This window comes from Paenibacillus sp. J22FR83 (genome assembly GCF_059691955.1).
On sequence record NZ_JCAUAM010000003.1, the window covers coordinates 294,786 to 311,568 of the forward strand.

Here is a 16,783-nt window from a genome sequence, read left to right on the forward strand (position 1 = left end):
CGAGCAAAGCGAATGGAATAAAGCTAACGAAGTACATGGATATAACAAAAACAGAGTTCCGTGTGGTCACGGACTCTGTTTTTGTTGTTTGTGCTGTGCAAGTTGTGCAAATTGTGCATGCATGTAAGGACTTATTTCAAATTCACATTGCTAGCACGAGCTTTAGCTGCCTTATACGTATCGATGATTTGTTGTACGCCTAGCTTTTTGGCGCCATCGACATATTTAGCCCAATCATCCATGCTGGTTGTACCAAGAATGAATTTAGCGATGGATTCGTTGCGATTTTTATCAATAGCTGTGCCGACGGTTGACAAGAGTTCGAACTCTTTTTCGTTATATGAAGGTTGTGGTCGGTATGGACCGTCATACTTCCTTGCCTCCACATAAGCTGCTTGCAATTCTGGCGTAGCCATGGAGAGATGGGCATCATAATCAATCCACGTGTACGTTCCGTTCGTTGCTAGGCCTGTTTTCTTACGCAGATCCGCAACATCGATATAGTCGGGTTTTATTTTCTTCTTACCCGCATCAAGTGTATACGTTTCGCCTTCTTTCCCCCAGCTGGCAATATTTTTGCCCTCTTCGGAATAGAAGAAATCGATGAATTGCATAACATCTTTCACATTTTTGGATTTCGAAGAGACGGTCATGCCTGATTCTACAATTTGTGTATATGGGTTTTGTTGTTTACCACCTGGAATGCCAGCTGGAGGTGCCATAAAGGCTAAGTTGTAAGCGGGATTATCTTTTCTAAGCGCTTTATTGAAGAAATCGATGCGCCCAATATAATCAATCGTGATAAAAGCTTGGTCTGTTGACATCTGATCTTGCCATTGTTTCGTTTCAAGCGTTAACCAATCGGGTGGAATGAGTCCTTCTTTGTAAAATTTGGATAAGTAGGACACCATGGTTTTGTAGTTATCTTCGATAGGGCCGTACTTCACTTCTTTCGATGCTTCATCCATATAGTACCCTTCATTGGTAGCGAAGTTCGGACTCAAGTGATTGAGTATACCGCTATTAGCCCCTGTACGGAACGTTAAGGGATAACTTTTCGGATACAATTCCTTGAGCTTCTTAAGCACGGTATAGAGCTCATCATACGTTTTAGGGGCAGTTAGATTGTTTTTCTTGAAAATATCTTCTCTGTACAACCAAATGATACGATTTGTTTCTCCGAACCCTTCATTCGGGAAGAGGTACATTTTGCCATCCGCTGCAATATTGGCTTTTGCAATATCCGGATATTTGTCCATCCACTTTTTAAAATTAGGCATCTGATCTTTATAATCTAGGATGTTGGCGAGAGCGCCTTGCTGGCCATATTTATTCGCTAGTGTAAGATTCATCATGAATGTAATATCTGGCATGTTGCCGGAAGCTACATTGAGATTAATCGTATCTTCTGACTTTCCGGCAGGTACTTGCATATCAATGGTAACGCCCGTTTTCTCTCCAATGAGTTTCCAAATTAACCAATCCTTCGAATAAGGCCAAGTTGCCGCTGATTCCGCCATCATAGAGAACGTTTTCTTCGTTTGTGCGGTTGTTGCAGGTGCATTCGTTGTACCGTCTCCTGTGGACGGTGTTTCTGTCTTGGACGTGCAGGCCACAAGTGAGGTGATTGCTAATGAGCTGATTAAGCCGATTGCCAATGCTTTCGAAATTGCTTTTCTTTTCATTCGAGCACTCCCTTTTCATTAATTTTCCCGTTAAGTTATATTACCTTATATATTAACCCTTGACTGCACCAATCATTGCTCCTTGTACAAAATACTTTTGGAGGAATGGGTAAACCAAGAGAATGGGAACCGTTGAAACCATAATGACTGTATATTTTAAGGATTCGTCTACAATCTCCACATCACCGCCTAAGCTAGTCACTTGTCCAGCTAGAACGATATTCCGGAGGATAATTTGCAGAGGAAATAAATCTGCGTCCCGTATGTAAAGTAGCGGGAGCATAAAGTTGTTCCAGAGCGATACGGCATAGAACATGCCTATGGTTGCAAACGCAGCTTTGGACAGCGGCATAACGATACGGAAGAAAATGCCTAGATCCGTTAAACCATCCATTCTTCCTGATTCTTCGACTTCCGTGGGAATATTCGCATAAAAAGTGCGCATCACCAACAAGTTCCACGTACTTACAGCTCCCGGCAATGTCATAGCCCAGATGGAATCCATAATGCCGTAGGATTTGAGTACAAGAAAGGTAGGAATTAATCCTCCACTAAAGAACATGGTGAAGATAATCATGAAAGTCAGCGATTTGGAGAAAGCCATCTCTTTCTTGGAAATCGCATAGGCACCCATAGATGTAATAAGCAGGGCAATCGCCGTACCAACAATGACGTATAGGATGGTGTTAATGTAAGACTGCAAAATACGTGGATCGCTTAATACTAATTTATAAACTTCTAAGGTAAGACCTTTGGGAAACCAGGTGATTTCTCCACGTAGAACGTAGTTGTTTGAACTAAGCGACACTGCAGCCATATAGATAAAGGGGTACAGTGTACTAAAGACTAACCCGGCAAGCAGGATGAAGTTCACTATCTGAAACAAGCTGATTTTTTTTCTCATCGTAATCCTCCTACTACCATAGACTAGTGTCTCCAAATTTACGGCTCACGTAATTCGTACCTAATATTAAGATCAGGGAGATAATTCCCGTGAATAAATCAATGGCAGAAGCATAACTGAAGCTTCCTTGTGTTAAACCGACGCGATAGACATACGTACTAATAATGTCAGCTGTTTCGTAAGTGGCTGGATTGGAGAGCAGATACACTTTCTCGAATCCTACTTCGAGCACATGGCCGACATTCAGGATCAAAATAATGACGATAGCGGGCATAATGCCTGGGAGTGTGACGGCTTTCATTTTCTGCCATCGGGATGCGCCATCCATCTCAGCAGCTTCATAGAGCATAGGGTCGATCGCTGTAAGTGCGGCTAGGTAAATGATGGTCTCCCATCCTACGTGCTGCCATATTTCGGATAATGCGTAAATCGGTCGAAATAGTTCAGCCTGCACCATGAAGTTAATAGGTTGAAATCCTAAGGATTCAATCATGCGATTGACGACTCCACTGGAGGGAGACAAGAACATGATCACCATACTGGCAACAACGACATTCGAGATAAAATGAGGCAGGTAGCTGACGGATTGGACGAACCGTTTAAACAGCTTGTGTGTTAATTCATTTAAAAGAAGAGCTAAAATAATTGGCGCTGGGAAACCAACAATTAATTTGTATAGGCTTAATAGAAACGTGTTTCGCATGAGGATGAAAAAATCAGGATTCTTGAAGAACTGCAGATAGTATTTAAAACCAACCCAATCACTTGCCCAGATGCCCTTGTATAAATTGTAATTCTTAAAAGAGATCACGATACCGAACATGGGAAGATATTTGAACATGACATACCAGATAAAGCAGGGCAAGAATAAGAGTAATAAATACCGGCTTCTACTTATTTTCTTCAGAGTAAGCTCCATCGTGAATTCCTCGTTTCGTTCTTGTGATTGCCCTCATCATACCGATAACCCCTGAGAATTTAAATCCACATTTCTATGGATTACATGCAATAATTTATATAAGTGATGAAATGTTAAGTTTATGGAGAGATGAATAAATAAGAAAAAGAGCCGTCCCATAAGGCCTCAATGGCCGAAGGGACAGCTCTACAGAAAAAGACAAAACCATCACCAATTTATGGCGATGGTTTTGTCTTTTGTGCATCCCCTTTGCGAAACTCGCCAGGTGGTATGCCTGTTACTTTTTTAAACATGCGGATAAATGAATTCACATTGTGATACCCGACACGTTCGGAAATTTCTTGGATTTTCAATTGGGTGTTTTCAAGCATTTCCTTTGCTCTGTCCATGCGATAGTTGTTGATGTAATCACTGAAATTAATACCGTTCTTATCTTTGAAGTACGTGGATAAGTATGCGCCTGTAATATTCAGTTTCTCGGCCAAGAGCTCGAGCGAAATGTCCTCACCATAATGTGACGCCACATATTCAGTGACAAAGTCGGTGAAGTAATCGGCTTGCGATTTCTTGCGTTTGTTCCGCTCGGAGGCTGCAGTCAGCAGTTTCTCAAACAATTGCTGAAATTGTTCCACGGTATAACATTCACTGAGTTGTTCAGATACAGGCTGCACCCCAAGCAGTTGATCTGTTTCAATGCCCGAAGACTGGAGGAGCTTGGTTACACGAGCTGCAATGTCTCTTCCGAATTCAGCAAATTGCAAGGCGGTTGCTCGTTTCTTGTGCATTTGGATAAGTATACGGTTTACGATGGAGATGACGGCAGCGCTGTTGCCTGCAGTTAGATTAGCCGTAAATTCTTGTTCTTCGGCTACACGAAGTGCGAAACTGTTAGGTGCAGGCTCATCTTCATTTATAATAAGTGTCTCATCTGCAAGTCTGCGCTGGTTAGCGCGCTCTATGACTTGTTCGTAGGCAACAGCTAAATCAACTGATTCATGCTGTAAGGGACTTGTAGCAATCGTAATTAAGCAGTAGGCCAAGTCCAGGTCGAAGACCTGTTTCAGACTATGTAAGCTTGCATTAAGATCAAACGATCTGCCGGGCTCGATGAAGAGGAGGGATAGGATTTGATCTTTTTCTATTTGAAAAGTGAGTGATTCCTCTAGGGATCTCGTAAAATGATAATGGATGTATTCCCGAATATAATACATGGCCTTATTCTTTTCCATGTCGGACTGTTCATGAAAGGCCAGCTTCATTTGCATTTGGAACAGAACTAGTTGGTAAGGCTTATCGCTGCGCATGGGTATCTTTACCTGTTGTCCGCCGCCATGAATCATCTTTAGTTTGTTCATGTACATATAGTGTTGAAGAACTGAGTTTTTACTCGTCAAATCGTCATGAATGTCTCGGTTCATACGTTGTAAATCGTTCAACTTATCGCTGATTAAATCAAATTCCTTAATCTGACTGCGTGGCGAGGTTGGGCCGTTTATCTGACTGATCGATTCAATAATTCTCGCGATGGGATGATTGAATTTAATCGTAAAGAATATAGAAGCAGCAATGCCAATCACAACGGAAACGACAAGCAACCCGATCAATATCCAGTTCAGCTTAACAATTTGTGACGCAATGCGTTCTACTGGAATCGTATGAATATACGTGTAGCCTGTTTCGGATCCTTTCTGATAAAAGACATAACTCTGATCAATTTGACGGTATCCTTGTTGTTCTGTCAGTTGGTCGAGCGGTAGAACAGTCTTCGTAAAATCACCAATAGAAGAAAAAATCGGCTGTTGATCTTCGTCTAAGATAAGAAAGTGGCTGCTCCCAGGAGGTTGAAGCGCTTCGTACATTTTTCTGCTATCGAGTAATGCTATAATGCCGAAGTTTTGATTATAGATATTCTTAATCAGAATGGGCATGAAATCGCCTTTTAGAATGGGCTTCTCAGGGCTTTTTTCAATAAAATTGGCGTTTGGATATGTTTTGAAACTGGTTGGTTTCTCAAGTTGTTCCTTCCAAAAGGCCAAACTATACGATTCATTATAATAAAATTTGGAGAACATGATTTCAGCCGAGCTTGTGCCTTCTTTTTCAATGACATAGGAGCTGTCCTTGAAGAAATAGATAATGTTATGCAGATAGAGAAATGGGGATGTTAACGTCGACTGTAATTCTTTGCGAACTTGTGCCATCAATTCATAGTTGAGTTTCGGTGATGTGCTCTTCATGATTTCGGTTTTTTCATTGAAGTAAAAACTGAAGCCTAAATTCTTAATGAGAACGAGTTGTTTCTCGTAATTATTAACGGCTGAATTTAAGTTCAATCGGTTATTGTTAATAATTTCACTCTGGATGTTTGTCCGAAAGAAGGTATAAGAGAGAAAGTTAAATGAGACTAATAGTAGGATAATGATGGCAAAGCTCGTCAGCAATTTGAAAAATAACGAATTACTTTTATTTTTCCATACGTGCGCAAATTGTGGCAATTCGGCTCCCCCTCACTGCGTCTGTTTGTTGTAGAGAAATAAATTATACCATCTGAATTTGCAATTGCCTATGAAATGGACGGCCTTAGGTAGCTTAAGGAATATGCATTTTTATAACTGATTAACACTATTATGGATATACATAAAAATGCTGAACTACGTAAGTAATGTCCATATCTTTTGATGTCAAAAAAAGATAGCATGAAGTCATGTAAATAAGAAGGATTTCCAAGACGAGGAGTTGCTTTGGTGACAGCAATGGGGGATGGACATGGAGCATATTTACTGTGTAAATTGTGAAAAGCTGATTCCAATACTGCAGGTATCTTCCGTTTTCAAAACGGGGTTTTATATGAGGAAGACACATCTGGGGCTATGCAAGTGCTGCTATTCCAAGTTTTTTTGTAATTGATCATGATGCGTTAGATGAAACGGAGCCATGCTGGCTCCGTTTATTTCATGTTCTTCCACGAATTGGGGAATGGATTTTTACCTGTTGTGCACCGAGTTTAATATCCCGGCAGATCTACATGCGCTTCTGATGGATTGTATGAAACGATGTGATAAGGATGTTACGCTGCTTCATGCTCATGATTAGGTTAGATGAAGGGAGAGGCAGCTTTAGTCCGAATTTACCCACTTAATTCGAACGAATGGGTAAATGATCATGCATTAGTTCGGTTTCGCCGAACTAAAAGCATTCTTTTCATCCCTGCAGCCGTTTTCTTGCTTATTAAGTGGGGAAAATCGAACTAATGGGGTGTTTTATCTCCAACAATTGCAAATAAGCAGGCAAAGTCGGACTAATACCGAAATTCAGTTGTATCTAGTCATAAACAGCCAATAACATCCGTCATGTGCATTTCATGCTCTGACTTTGCATCTCATGACATCGTCACCAAATGCGAAGTCATCTCATGATTTACAGATTGTCATGAGAGAGAAACCGTCGGTATACTTAGGTCAATCCACGGAACACACACCAATATCGTGGGGCATGTTTGGTACATGATAAGGAGGTCAGTTCATTGAAACTTATGAAAAGTATAACAGCGGTTAAGGTAGCTTCAGTCTTTGCACTTTCAGCTAGTCTCGTTGCAGGTTGCAGTTCTTCTACATCTTCTGTAGATAACTCAGCAGCTCCATCTGGTTCCACGGCAGCGGCTGGGTCACAGTCACCTGCGGCGTCAACCGCACCAATTAAGCTATCGTATTGGGTTGGCTTACCATCAGATTCGGCACGTGTGATGAAGAACTATAGTGAGAACATGTTTTATAAGGAATTAGAGAAGAAAACAGGTGTGAAGGTAGATTTCCAGCATCCAGCGATCGGCAGCGAGAAAGAACAATTTAACTTATTGATTGCTTCAGGTAATCTGCCAGATGTCATTGAATACAATTTCACCACGTATCCTGGAGGTCCGGAGAAAGCGATTGCCGATAAGGTAATTATTCCGCTGAATGATCTCATCGATAAGAATGCACCTAATTTGAAGAAATATTTGGCAGAGCATCCCGATTTGAAGAAAGATGTGAGCACGGATTCAGGCGCCATCTATTCGTTCCCAGCGATAGGTGTCGGCCATTCAGACGTGAGCAGCGGGTTCGTTATGCGTAAGGATTGGTTGAAGGAACTCGGATTGCAAGCACCAGAAACGATGGATGAATGGACGACGGTACTTAGAGCTTTCAAAGAAAAGAAAGGTGTCAAAACACCATTAACGATCACGCGTGACGAATTGAAAACCGATCGATTTATTGGCGCATACGGCATTAGCAACTCGTTCTATCTCGATAATGGTAAGGTGAAATATGGGCCTGTTGAACCGTCGTACAAACAATATTTGACACAATTGAATGCATGGTACAAAGAAGGATTACTGGATGTGGATTTCGCGACACAAGATGCCAAAGCCAAAGATAGCAAAATTACTAACGCGGGTTCGGGCGCATTCGTAGCGTATATCGGCAGTGGAATGGGCAAGTATCTCAATGCGATTCCAGCCAATGACAAAACCTTTGATTTATTACCTCTGCAACATCCCGTTCTGCAGAAAGGGCAAGAGCCTACTATTTTCGTAGCTGCCTATGAGTATCGTGGAGATGGTAGTGCGGCGATTACGCCTTCGAATAAAAATGCAGTGCAAACCGCCAAATGGTTGGATTATTTATACTCAGAGGAAGGAAATAACTTGAAGTCATTCGGTGTAGAAGGCGTTACGTTTAAATCCGAGAACAACTTCCCGAAATATACGGATTTGATTATGAATAATCCAGAGAAGCTTTCTGTTGGCGAAGCCATGGCGAAATATCTGCGTGTAGCTACACCGGCACCAGGTTTTGTAGGTGACGATCGTTATACCGAGCAATATTATAAGTTCGAACAACAGAAGCAAGCGGTAGAAATCTTCAATAAATATGGGAAAAATATTAATAGAACGCGTTTCCCGCGCGTATCGCAAACGAATGACGAGGTGCAAGAGCTCTCGGCGATCATGGCAGAGGTAGAGACATATAGAGATGAGATGATTCTCAAATTTGTAATGGGTTCAGAGCCTCTAACGAACTACGATAAATACATTCAACAGCTCAAAAACATGAAGATTGAGAAAGCGGTTACACTCAAGCAAAATGCGCTCACACGTTATAACAGTCGTAAATAGTCAAGAATACTTTGATGCGAAGCGGCGCTTCATCCGAGGCGCCTTATCTTAATTCGCACCTGAAAGGAGGAAGAGGCATGACATGGCTGGCTAACGACTACCGCAAGCACAAATACTTGTATGTCATGATTTTTCCAGTGGTCCTCTTTTATATTGTTTTTCATTACGTTCCCATGTATGGCGCGATAATTGCCTTTAAGAATTACCGGATTGCTGATGGCTTTCTGCATAGTCCATGGGTAGGATTTGATCATTTCAAAAGTTTCTTCCAAAGTTACTATTTCTGGCGACTATTGAAAAATACGCTGCTACTCAATGTCTACATGTTGTTAATTTCGTTCCCAGCTCCGATTATTTTCGCTTTGCTTATTAATGAAATTATTAGCACACGATTCAAGAAACTAGTGCAAACAATTACGTATCTCCCACATTTCATCTCACTTATTGTTGTCTGTGGGATGATTACTCAGTTTCTAGCTAGAGACGGATTCATTACGGATATCTTGGTGTGGCTAGGCATGGAGCGACAGGTGTTACTGGCTCATCCCGAATACTTCCGTAGTATTTATATCATCTCTGACATCTGGCAGGGAGTGGGTTGGGGTTCCATTGTATACTTGGCTGCGATTACGGGGATCAATCCAGAACTTTATGAAGCGTCGAGGATGGATGGGGCTAATCGCTGGAGGCAAATTCTGAATGTGACGATTCCGGGCATCATGCCGATTATTATTATTTTGTTTATTTTAAAAGTTGGTCATATGCTGGATGTCGGCTTCGAGAAAATTATTCTTCTCTATAATCCGAATACGTATGTCACTGCAGATATGATCAGTACATTCGTTTACCGGAAAGGATTGCAGGGTTCCTTCGAATTCAGCTATGCGACAGCAATCGGATTATTCCAAGCTGCCATCAATTTCATCTTGCTCATAACGGCAAACCGAATCAGCAGGAAAGTGAGCGAGAACAGCTTATGGTAAAGCGATTCAGGAGGGAATCATATGGTCATTAATTCGATTCGCAGAAGTACAGGAGAGAACATTTTTCAAATACTGAATGTCTTATTCATGGTTATGATGATCGTCATTACCTTGTATCCCTTTCTATTTGTTGTGTTCTCTTCCTTGAGTGATTCTAGGAGGCTGCTCGCTCAGACAGGCCTGCTTGTAGCTCCCGTTGGATTTACACTAGAAGCGTACCAATTGGTTTTCAAGAATCCGAATATCATCAGTGGGTATATCAATACGCTATTCATAGTAACAGTAGGAACCCTTATGAATTTGATTATGACCAGCCTTGGGGCTTACGTTTTGTCCCGTAAGGGCATCGTTTGGACCAAACCCATCATGCTGATGATCGTGTTCACGATGTTTTTCTCCGGTGGGATGATTCCTACGTATCTGTTGGTCAACAATTGGCTGCATCTAAGCAACAGTCTGCTTGCGTTGATTATTCCCGGACTCATCTCTACGTGGAATTTAATCATTCTTCGTACTTCGTTCAGTACGATACCTGAAAGCCTAATCGAGTCAGCTAGGATGGATGGGGCTCAAGATTTTACGATACTGTTTCGTCTTGTCATTCCCCTTTCTATGCCGGTGATGGCCGTGATGCTGTTATTCTATGGTGTTGCGCACTGGAATTCCTGGTTCGGTGCAATGTTATATCTTCGGGATCGCGATCTTTTTCCACTTCAATTGATACTGCGTGAGATCTTAATCCAGAATAATACATCGTATATGTCGGGGAACGCGGCGATCGAAGATGTTGAAGCGGTGGGGGAAAGTATCAAGTATGCCACGATTATTATTGCGACTTTGCCTATCCTATTTGTCTATCCCTTCCTACAGAAATACTTTGTGAAAGGTGTTATGATAGGGTCGGTGAAGGAATAAGAAATCTGGCATCCGAGGTGTAAATAGATGAAGTTAGGGTACGGTTGGAAATGGCGTGGTATTCGAAGTAAATGGTTAGCTTCGTACGCAATTGTGCTTATGATTCCGATAATTTTGATGGCAGCCACACATATGCAAACGCGTCGCGTTATCGAGGATGAGATCTTTAAAGCGAATTCTGCTTTATTGTCACAGCTTCAACAAGAGATCGACAATTACATTGATTACACGTATCGCTTGTCTGAGGTGATCTCACTTAATCCGAGGGTCAGCACATTGGCTCGTGCACAGAAAGAGATAGGCACTAACGAACGACTTTCCATCTTACAACTGCTTACGGAGTTCAAAGCCTATAACATTACCAAAAGGTACGTCAATAACTTTTATATTTACTTCCCCGAGGGGGATTTTGTCCTCAGTGACAGTTCGTATTACCAAAGTGATTTATTTTACAAACAGCATGTAAGCGCTACAGGAATTTCTATGGAGCAGTGGCGGAATTACTTAACGCAAACCCAAAAGGGTTCTTTCTTTAACTTTCTCGAACTAGGTGGCTCCGTCCAAGATGGCATTATTTATACCCAAGGACTGCCAATTCAACAAGGCGGCTCCTATCCAGCAGCACTCGTTATTGAATTAAATGAAGTGCGTCTCTTGTCTTCCATACGTAATATTCAAACCTACAATCAAGGAAATGTGTACATTATTGATGCCCAGAATAAGCTGTTAGCTTCAACAGAAGGTGTAAAAGCGAGAGAGCGAACTTTTGAAATAACTCCCAAAGGTGGAGAAAGCATTCGGAATACATCCGCCGTATGGGATGGGGAACAGGTCGTCCTCTCCTATATCGAATCTGGACAGAGTAAATGGAAATACGTCTATGTCCTTCCTGCACGGTTATATAGTGAAAAGGCAGAGTATGTGTGGAATATGTCGCTGCTTATGCTGTCTGTTGCCTTAATTGTAGGTTTAATAATGGCTGTACTCCTTGCTCGAAGAAACTATTCACCGCTTCAGAAACTTGTGCGCAGTGTCGCGGAGCGCAGCGGGAACGAGGCATTGAAGAACGCAAATTCCAATGAATATGACTATCTGGAAGAAGTGATTGATAACACATTTGGCCGGTATCAAGATATGAATCGGACGATTGAGAAGCAGAATAAGACCTTGCGATCTAATCTGCTGGTACGGCTGCTCAAAGGTAGAATTGAGAATAATTTCCCAATTGCTGATGTACTTCCGGAATATGGGATCAAGCTGCGTTCGGATGATTTTGCTGTTGTTTTGTTTTATCTCGATGATTACAGCGGCTTCTTCCGGCATGATGAGCAAGATGTAGAGAAGAAGCGTGAGTTCGTTCATCTCATTATGACGAATATCGTAGAGGAGCTTGCGGGACAGAAGCACCGGGGATGGATGACTGAAGTGGACGAAATGCTTGCTTGTATCGTTAATTTGGAGCCGGGCACACCGATTGAAACAGCTTTAGCTGATCTCAAGAGCTTAGCGGAAGAATCGCAACGATTTATAAGTAACCGCTTTCATATTTTATTCACGGTTTCTGTCAGTTCGATTCATAAATCTTCTATGCAGCTTCCCGTTGCTTATCTAGAGGCGCTTGAAGCGATGGAGTACCGGATGCTCCTTGGCGGTCAGACAATCATTTGGCATGATCAAATCAAAGTGCAGAAGCCGTCCTATGATTACACCATGGAGAAGGAACATCAGTTAATTAATTATGTGAATGCAGGTGATTTTCCGGGAGCTAAGGCGATGCTGGATGAAATCATTGATCATAATTTGGCCGGGAAAAATATTTCCGTCGATATGGTCCGCTGTCTGCTGTTTGACATGAGCAGCACAATGATGAAGGCGGCGATGGAGAACAACTTAGATCAACCTGAAGTGTACCAAGAAAATTTGGTAGCAATCAGGGAGTTGATGAACGGCAGTACAGTTGCCTCGATGAGGGAGCGCATGACGCAATTTTTACAAAAAATGTGTGGATATGTGGAAGAACGAAAAAAGAGTAACAAGAAAATCAGATTGAAAGAAAGTGTTCTTAGCTATGTTGCAGACAACTACCGCGATCAAGATCTCAATATCGGGACCATTTCTGCGAATTTTAATGTTCACCCTTCCTATTTATCCCGTTACTTTAAGGAACAAGTTGGTGACAATTTAACCGAGTATATTAACAAGTTTAGAGTAGATCAGTCCAAAACACTTCTGCTGCAGGATGACATTCTGATTAAAGATATTAGTGACCTCGTAGGCTTCTATAGCATTAGTACATTTATTCGCGTATTCAAGAAGTACGAAGGAGTTACACCGAGTGCTTATCGGGAAGGCAAGAAATACTGAATAGAGGTGATGCAGCGTGGTTCAAACGGAGCAACGATACTATCCGATGATTATTGTGGGAGCGACATTCGCCGGGTTAGGGGCAGCGTATGCGAATAAGCAGGCACTTATAATCGAACGGACAGCGCTTGTCGGACATGAATTTATTAATAGCTACAAGTTAGGCGAGGGATGGCAAGATACACGGACAACCGAAGAAGGAGAGAAGCTGAAACAGGAGCTATTGGATAGAGGCATATTGTCAGCGGAGGGTAACGTCCATATTCCCGCGATAGCACCTGTGCTCTATAACAGAATTGCTGAAGATGCCATTACTGTCTTGCTTCACACCGATGTAACGGACATTCGCAGTGGAGCAGATGGATTTGAAGTCACCGTATATAATGCCTCAGGTTTCAGCAAGTTCAAGACGGATCTCATTATGGACACAAGATCGGAGAGTGCATTACCGGGTGTTGTGGTGGCTAAAAGTTTGAATGCGATGCTAAGTTGTCGTGAAGAGGGGAGTGAATTACCTGCGTTCACGATGAAAGATGTGCAATTCGCGAAAGGGAAGCTGAAAGATGAACTCATCGTGAAGATACCCGTTGACGTAGAGGATAATTGGCGCACAGCTCGGTCCAAACTGCATCATATATGGGCGAATCGACCGGATGCTTGGGAAATATGGACGATTTCTGCTATTGCAGGCTGTTTCGAGCATCAAATTAACCAAGAACCAGTGGCTATTCAGCCAAATTGGTGGAGCCATCCATCCAGTGCGTACCGTAACCCATTAGAAGCATTCGAAGCTGGGCTTGCATTCGGGAAGGGGGAACTAGCTTGCAGTTATCACAAAATGTGAATGGCGCCATTACGGCTACAGAAATAGGGACACCCGCATTTGCTCAGAGCTATGACGTCGTTGTAGCGGGGCTTGGCACCTCAGGTGCGATTGCCTTAATTACGGCTGCACGTAAAGGGTTGAAAGTGCTGGGTATCGAGCGGATGAATTGCATGGGCGGTATGGGCACGGCCGGTTCTGTTAACGGTTATTACTTCGGATCCCCAGGGGGATTATATGAGCAATTGGATAAGAAAGTGGCTGACTATGTGGACACGGTCTATACGAAGTCGGGTGCATACAATGTGGAGGCCAAGAAATACGTTCTGGAGCAGGATGCGATCCAAAGTGGAGCAGATCTTGCGTACGAATCCGCTGTAACTGGCGTATATCTGGAAGATAAGCAAGTCAGAGGCTTGAATTTCATTGGTCCTAGTGGCTTGCAGTCCGTGGGTTGCAAAGTGTTAATCGATTGTACAGGTGATGCCGAAGCGGTTCACATAGCCGGCGGTAAGTTCCAATATGGCCGCGAGCTGGACGGCCGAACGCAGCCTTTCACAAGTGTGAAAGTATTTGCCGCAGGCAATAAAGTAAGCTGGAGAAATTTCGACTCTGGTTGCACAAATCAAACGGATGGCCATGCCTTGTCCAATGCATTGGTTCTTGCGCATGCGCAGCATCTGGAGGAAACGTATTCCGACGAGAATCGGCTTCTGCATATTGCTCCATTATTAGGCGTAAGGGAAGGACGTTTAATTGAAGGCGAGGAAACGATCGCACTCGGGGATTTCTTTGCAGACAGGATATCGGAGAAGCCGTTGTTTTATGCCAATGCAGATATTGATAAGCATGGCCGTGACCATGCCTTTGAGAGCCAGCATTTGCAGGATTGGTTTGTTGCCAGTAATCTTGGGGCAGCGAACATTACTGTTCCCGTCCCACTCGGAGCCCTGATTCCTAAGGGATTCGATGGGCTTCTCGCTGCTGGCCGCTGCCTATCAGTCGATCATGATTTATCCACTTGCGTAAGAATGAACAGAGACATGCAAAAATCAGGTGAAGCCGCAGCAACGGCAGCTTATCTCGCAATTAAGGACGGTCTGTCACTGAAACATGTGCCCTACGAAGATCTGATTGCATTATTAGCTGAAACGGGTTGCTATGATCCTCACAATGATAAAGGGTATGAATTCGCCTATCCTGGCGGGAGGAAGCCAGCGCAGCCCATTGAATGGCTTACCGATTCAAAGTTAATTCGCCAGGGCTTAATGAGCGAGCAGCCAGGTGTTGCGATATGGTCATGCAAGAGACTCGGTGAAGTGATGAAGAGTTATCTGCGTACATGGAAGCGGGAAGGCGAGGAGTCTCTTCGCAAACATTGTGCATTTGCCCTAGCTTTGTTGGAGGATGAAGCAGCGCTCCCTGATCTTCGTGCTATGGTTATCGAAAGGGATTTTTTGGTTCTGCAAGATTGCCGTAAAAACAACCAGATGCGCGGGTACATGGCCATCTATTTGCTGGGGAGAATGCGTGATAAGGAAATAACGTCGGAGCTCATCCGTCTTATTCAGGATCCTGAAGAAATCAAGTCGCCTCTATATGGAGACGGTTCCGATGCAACAAGAACGAAAAAGTACAACGATACGTATTTTCAATTTTTCTCTCATTCTGTCATTGCGCTTCTTCGGATCGGTGAACAGCACCTTGCACTGCAAGCAGAGATTAGTAGAGCATTACGAAATGTGATTGCTAGCGGAGCGTACATGGAAAGAATTACACATCGGCCCTATGGAACCTACGAGTATTCGATTGTTGATAATATTCGGTTCGTTATCGAAAAGGAATTGAAGCAATGGAAGTTCGGGGAGAATGTGGTAAGCGCACGTTCATAAGCAACACTTGATTTCATTACCATGAAAGGATTGGGGTAATTTCCTTATTTTTGCATAAATTTCACGTATTCAACAAACAATGGATACAATTGAAATTTCACAGCATTAAGAGGGGGATTATCGTGTTAGATTGGGTTGAAATTGTATTACGCACATTCTTATCCATTGTGGTGCTTTTCCTTATGACGAAGTTATTGGGTAAAAGACAAGTCACTCAGCTTTCCTTCTTTGAATACATTACAGGGATTTCTATCGGTAATCTCGCGGCGTATATATCGTTGGACACGGATACGAAATGGTATCTAGGGTTAGTCTCTATAGGGGTATGGGTCACTTGTACGCTGGGTATTGAACTTCTGCAGATGAAAAGTAAAAAGGCGCGGGATTTCATTGATAGCAAAGGGACGATCCTCATTAGAGATGGCAGGCTCATGGAAGATAATTTAAAGAAAGAACGCTTAACCACGGATGAACTTATGGAGCAATTGCGCAAAAGGTCGGTATTTAAAGTGGCCGATGTGGAATTTGCCATAATGGAGCCTAGTGGAGAAATTAATGTTCTTCTGACACGTGAGAATCAACCGTTGACGCCCAAACATCTAGGTATCAAGGTCGCACCCGAGAAGGAGCCGCAGGCCGTAATTATGGATGGTGTAGTCATGGATGAACCCTTGGCGACCTTAGGTTTTAGCCGAGCGTGGTTGAATACGGAGTTAGTTAAAATAGGTGTCACGATCGAAAATGTTTTCTTAGGTCAAGTGGATTCCTACGGCCAATTGTTTGTAGACTTGTATGATGACAAGATTACGGTACCTGTTCCACAGGAAAAAGCAGCACTATTTGCAACGTTAAAACAGTGCGAAGGCGACTTAATGTTGTATGGATTGTCCACCAACAATAAAAAGGCCAAAGACATGTACGAGCAATGCGCGAAGCAAATGGAAGAGATCATTGCACAATTGAAACCGATCCTTAAGCGGTGATGCGGCTTTCGACAAAAGTAGTAGCAACAACTGGGCTTTCAGCCATCTTGACAGCTCGCGAAGCAGCGTGTGAAAATAGGATTAGGTAAGATTAGGCCTAACATAATAAACGATAAAGTGGTGATCGCGATGAAGGATCGGCTGGAGTTTGATACCG

General features: G+C 42.9%; 11 protein-coding genes. 7 read left to right on the forward strand and 4 right to left on the reverse strand.

All coding sequences use genetic code 11. The features are described from left to right. Window positions 1-131 precede the first annotated feature (131 nt). The 4 genes from AC58PV_RS07110 to AC58PV_RS07125 all read right to left on the reverse strand — a co-directional run bounded on the left by AC58PV_RS07110 (window position 132) and on the right by AC58PV_RS07125 (window position 6,003). The gene (locus AC58PV_RS07110; protein ID WP_497431572.1) at window positions 132-1,685 is read right to left on the reverse strand and encodes an extracellular solute-binding protein; all 1,554 of its coding nucleotides are present in this window, start codon (window positions 1,683-1,685) and stop codon (window positions 132-134) included. Window positions 1,686-1,737: 52 nt separating this feature from the next. Then, window positions 1,738-2,589, reverse strand: coding sequence for a carbohydrate ABC transporter permease (locus AC58PV_RS07115; RefSeq protein WP_497431573.1), 852 nt, complete (start codon window positions 2,587-2,589; stop codon window positions 1,738-1,740). A 13-nt stretch (window positions 2,590-2,602) separates the two neighbouring features. Next, the gene (locus AC58PV_RS07120) at window positions 2,603-3,508 is read right to left on the reverse strand and encodes an ABC transporter permease (RefSeq protein WP_497431574.1); all 906 of its coding nucleotides are present in this window, start codon (window positions 3,506-3,508) and stop codon (window positions 2,603-2,605) included. A gap of 215 nt (window positions 3,509-3,723) precedes the next feature. Continuing rightward, the gene (locus AC58PV_RS07125) at window positions 3,724-6,003 is read right to left on the reverse strand and encodes a helix-turn-helix transcriptional regulator (protein WP_497431575.1); all 2,280 of its coding nucleotides are present in this window, start codon (window positions 6,001-6,003) and stop codon (window positions 3,724-3,726) included. Between the two features lie 1,037 nt (window positions 6,004-7,040). Between AC58PV_RS07125 and AC58PV_RS07130 the strand changes: the two genes are divergently transcribed. The 7 genes from AC58PV_RS07130 (at window position 7,041) to AC58PV_RS07160 (ending at window position 16,626) form a co-directional block, all read left to right on the forward strand. Then, window positions 7,041-8,666, forward strand: coding sequence for an extracellular solute-binding protein (locus AC58PV_RS07130; RefSeq protein ID WP_497431812.1), 1,626 nt, complete (start codon window positions 7,041-7,043; stop codon window positions 8,664-8,666). 77 nt (window positions 8,667-8,743) lie between these two features. After that, window positions 8,744-9,649, forward strand: coding sequence for an ABC transporter permease (locus AC58PV_RS07135; RefSeq protein ID WP_497431576.1), 906 nt, complete (start codon window positions 8,744-8,746; stop codon window positions 9,647-9,649). Window positions 9,650-9,670: 21 nt separating this feature from the next. After that, window positions 9,671-10,564: a carbohydrate ABC transporter permease gene (locus AC58PV_RS07140; RefSeq protein WP_497431577.1), complete on the forward strand. Its 894-nt coding sequence runs from the start codon at window positions 9,671-9,673 to the stop codon at window positions 10,562-10,564. Between the two features lie 27 nt (window positions 10,565-10,591). Continuing rightward, the gene (locus AC58PV_RS07145) at window positions 10,592-12,928 is read left to right on the forward strand and encodes a helix-turn-helix domain-containing protein (protein ID WP_497431578.1); all 2,337 of its coding nucleotides are present in this window, start codon (window positions 10,592-10,594) and stop codon (window positions 12,926-12,928) included. A gap of 16 nt (window positions 12,929-12,944) precedes the next feature. Beyond that, complete coding sequence (locus tag AC58PV_RS07150; RefSeq protein WP_497431579.1) at window positions 12,945-13,772, forward strand: hypothetical protein; 828 nt, start codon at window positions 12,945-12,947, stop codon at window positions 13,770-13,772. Beyond that, window positions 13,751-15,643 carry an FAD-dependent oxidoreductase gene (locus AC58PV_RS07155; protein WP_497431580.1) on the forward strand — a complete coding sequence of 631 codons (1,893 nt, stop codon included), beginning with the start codon at window positions 13,751-13,753 and terminating at the stop codon, window positions 15,641-15,643. The genes AC58PV_RS07150 and AC58PV_RS07155 overlap by 22 nt, the downstream gene beginning before the upstream one ends. A 122-nt stretch (window positions 15,644-15,765) precedes the next feature. Beyond that, entirely contained in the window at window positions 15,766-16,626 is an 861-nt protein-coding gene (locus AC58PV_RS07160; protein WP_497431581.1) for a DUF421 domain-containing protein, read from the forward strand. Window positions 16,627-16,783 lie beyond the last annotated feature (157 nt).

What these genes read in the sequence shown, in the direction of transcription:
- AC58PV_RS07135 (WP_497431576.1), top strand. Translation starts at nt 8,744, where the DNA reads ATGACATGGCTGGCTAACGACTACCGCAAGCACAAATACTTGTATGTC.
- AC58PV_RS07145 (WP_497431578.1), top strand. Translation starts at nt 10,592, where the DNA reads ATGAAGTTAGGGTACGGTTGGAAATGGCGTGGTATTCGAAGTAAATGG.
- AC58PV_RS07110 (WP_497431572.1), bottom strand. Translation starts at nt 1,685, where the DNA reads ATGAAAAGAAAAGCAATTTCGAAAGCATTGGCAATCGGCTTAATCAGC.
- AC58PV_RS07120 (WP_497431574.1), bottom strand. Translation starts at nt 3,508, where the DNA reads ATGGAGCTTACTCTGAAGAAAATAAGTAGAAGCCGGTATTTATTACTC.
- AC58PV_RS07115 (WP_497431573.1), bottom strand. Translation starts at nt 2,589, where the DNA reads ATGAGAAAAAAAATCAGCTTGTTTCAGATAGTGAACTTCATCCTGCTT.
- AC58PV_RS07140 (WP_497431577.1), top strand. Translation starts at nt 9,671, where the DNA reads ATGGTCATTAATTCGATTCGCAGAAGTACAGGAGAGAACATTTTTCAA.
- AC58PV_RS07130 (WP_497431812.1), top strand. Translation starts at nt 7,041, where the DNA reads ATGAAAAGTATAACAGCGGTTAAGGTAGCTTCAGTCTTTGCACTTTCA.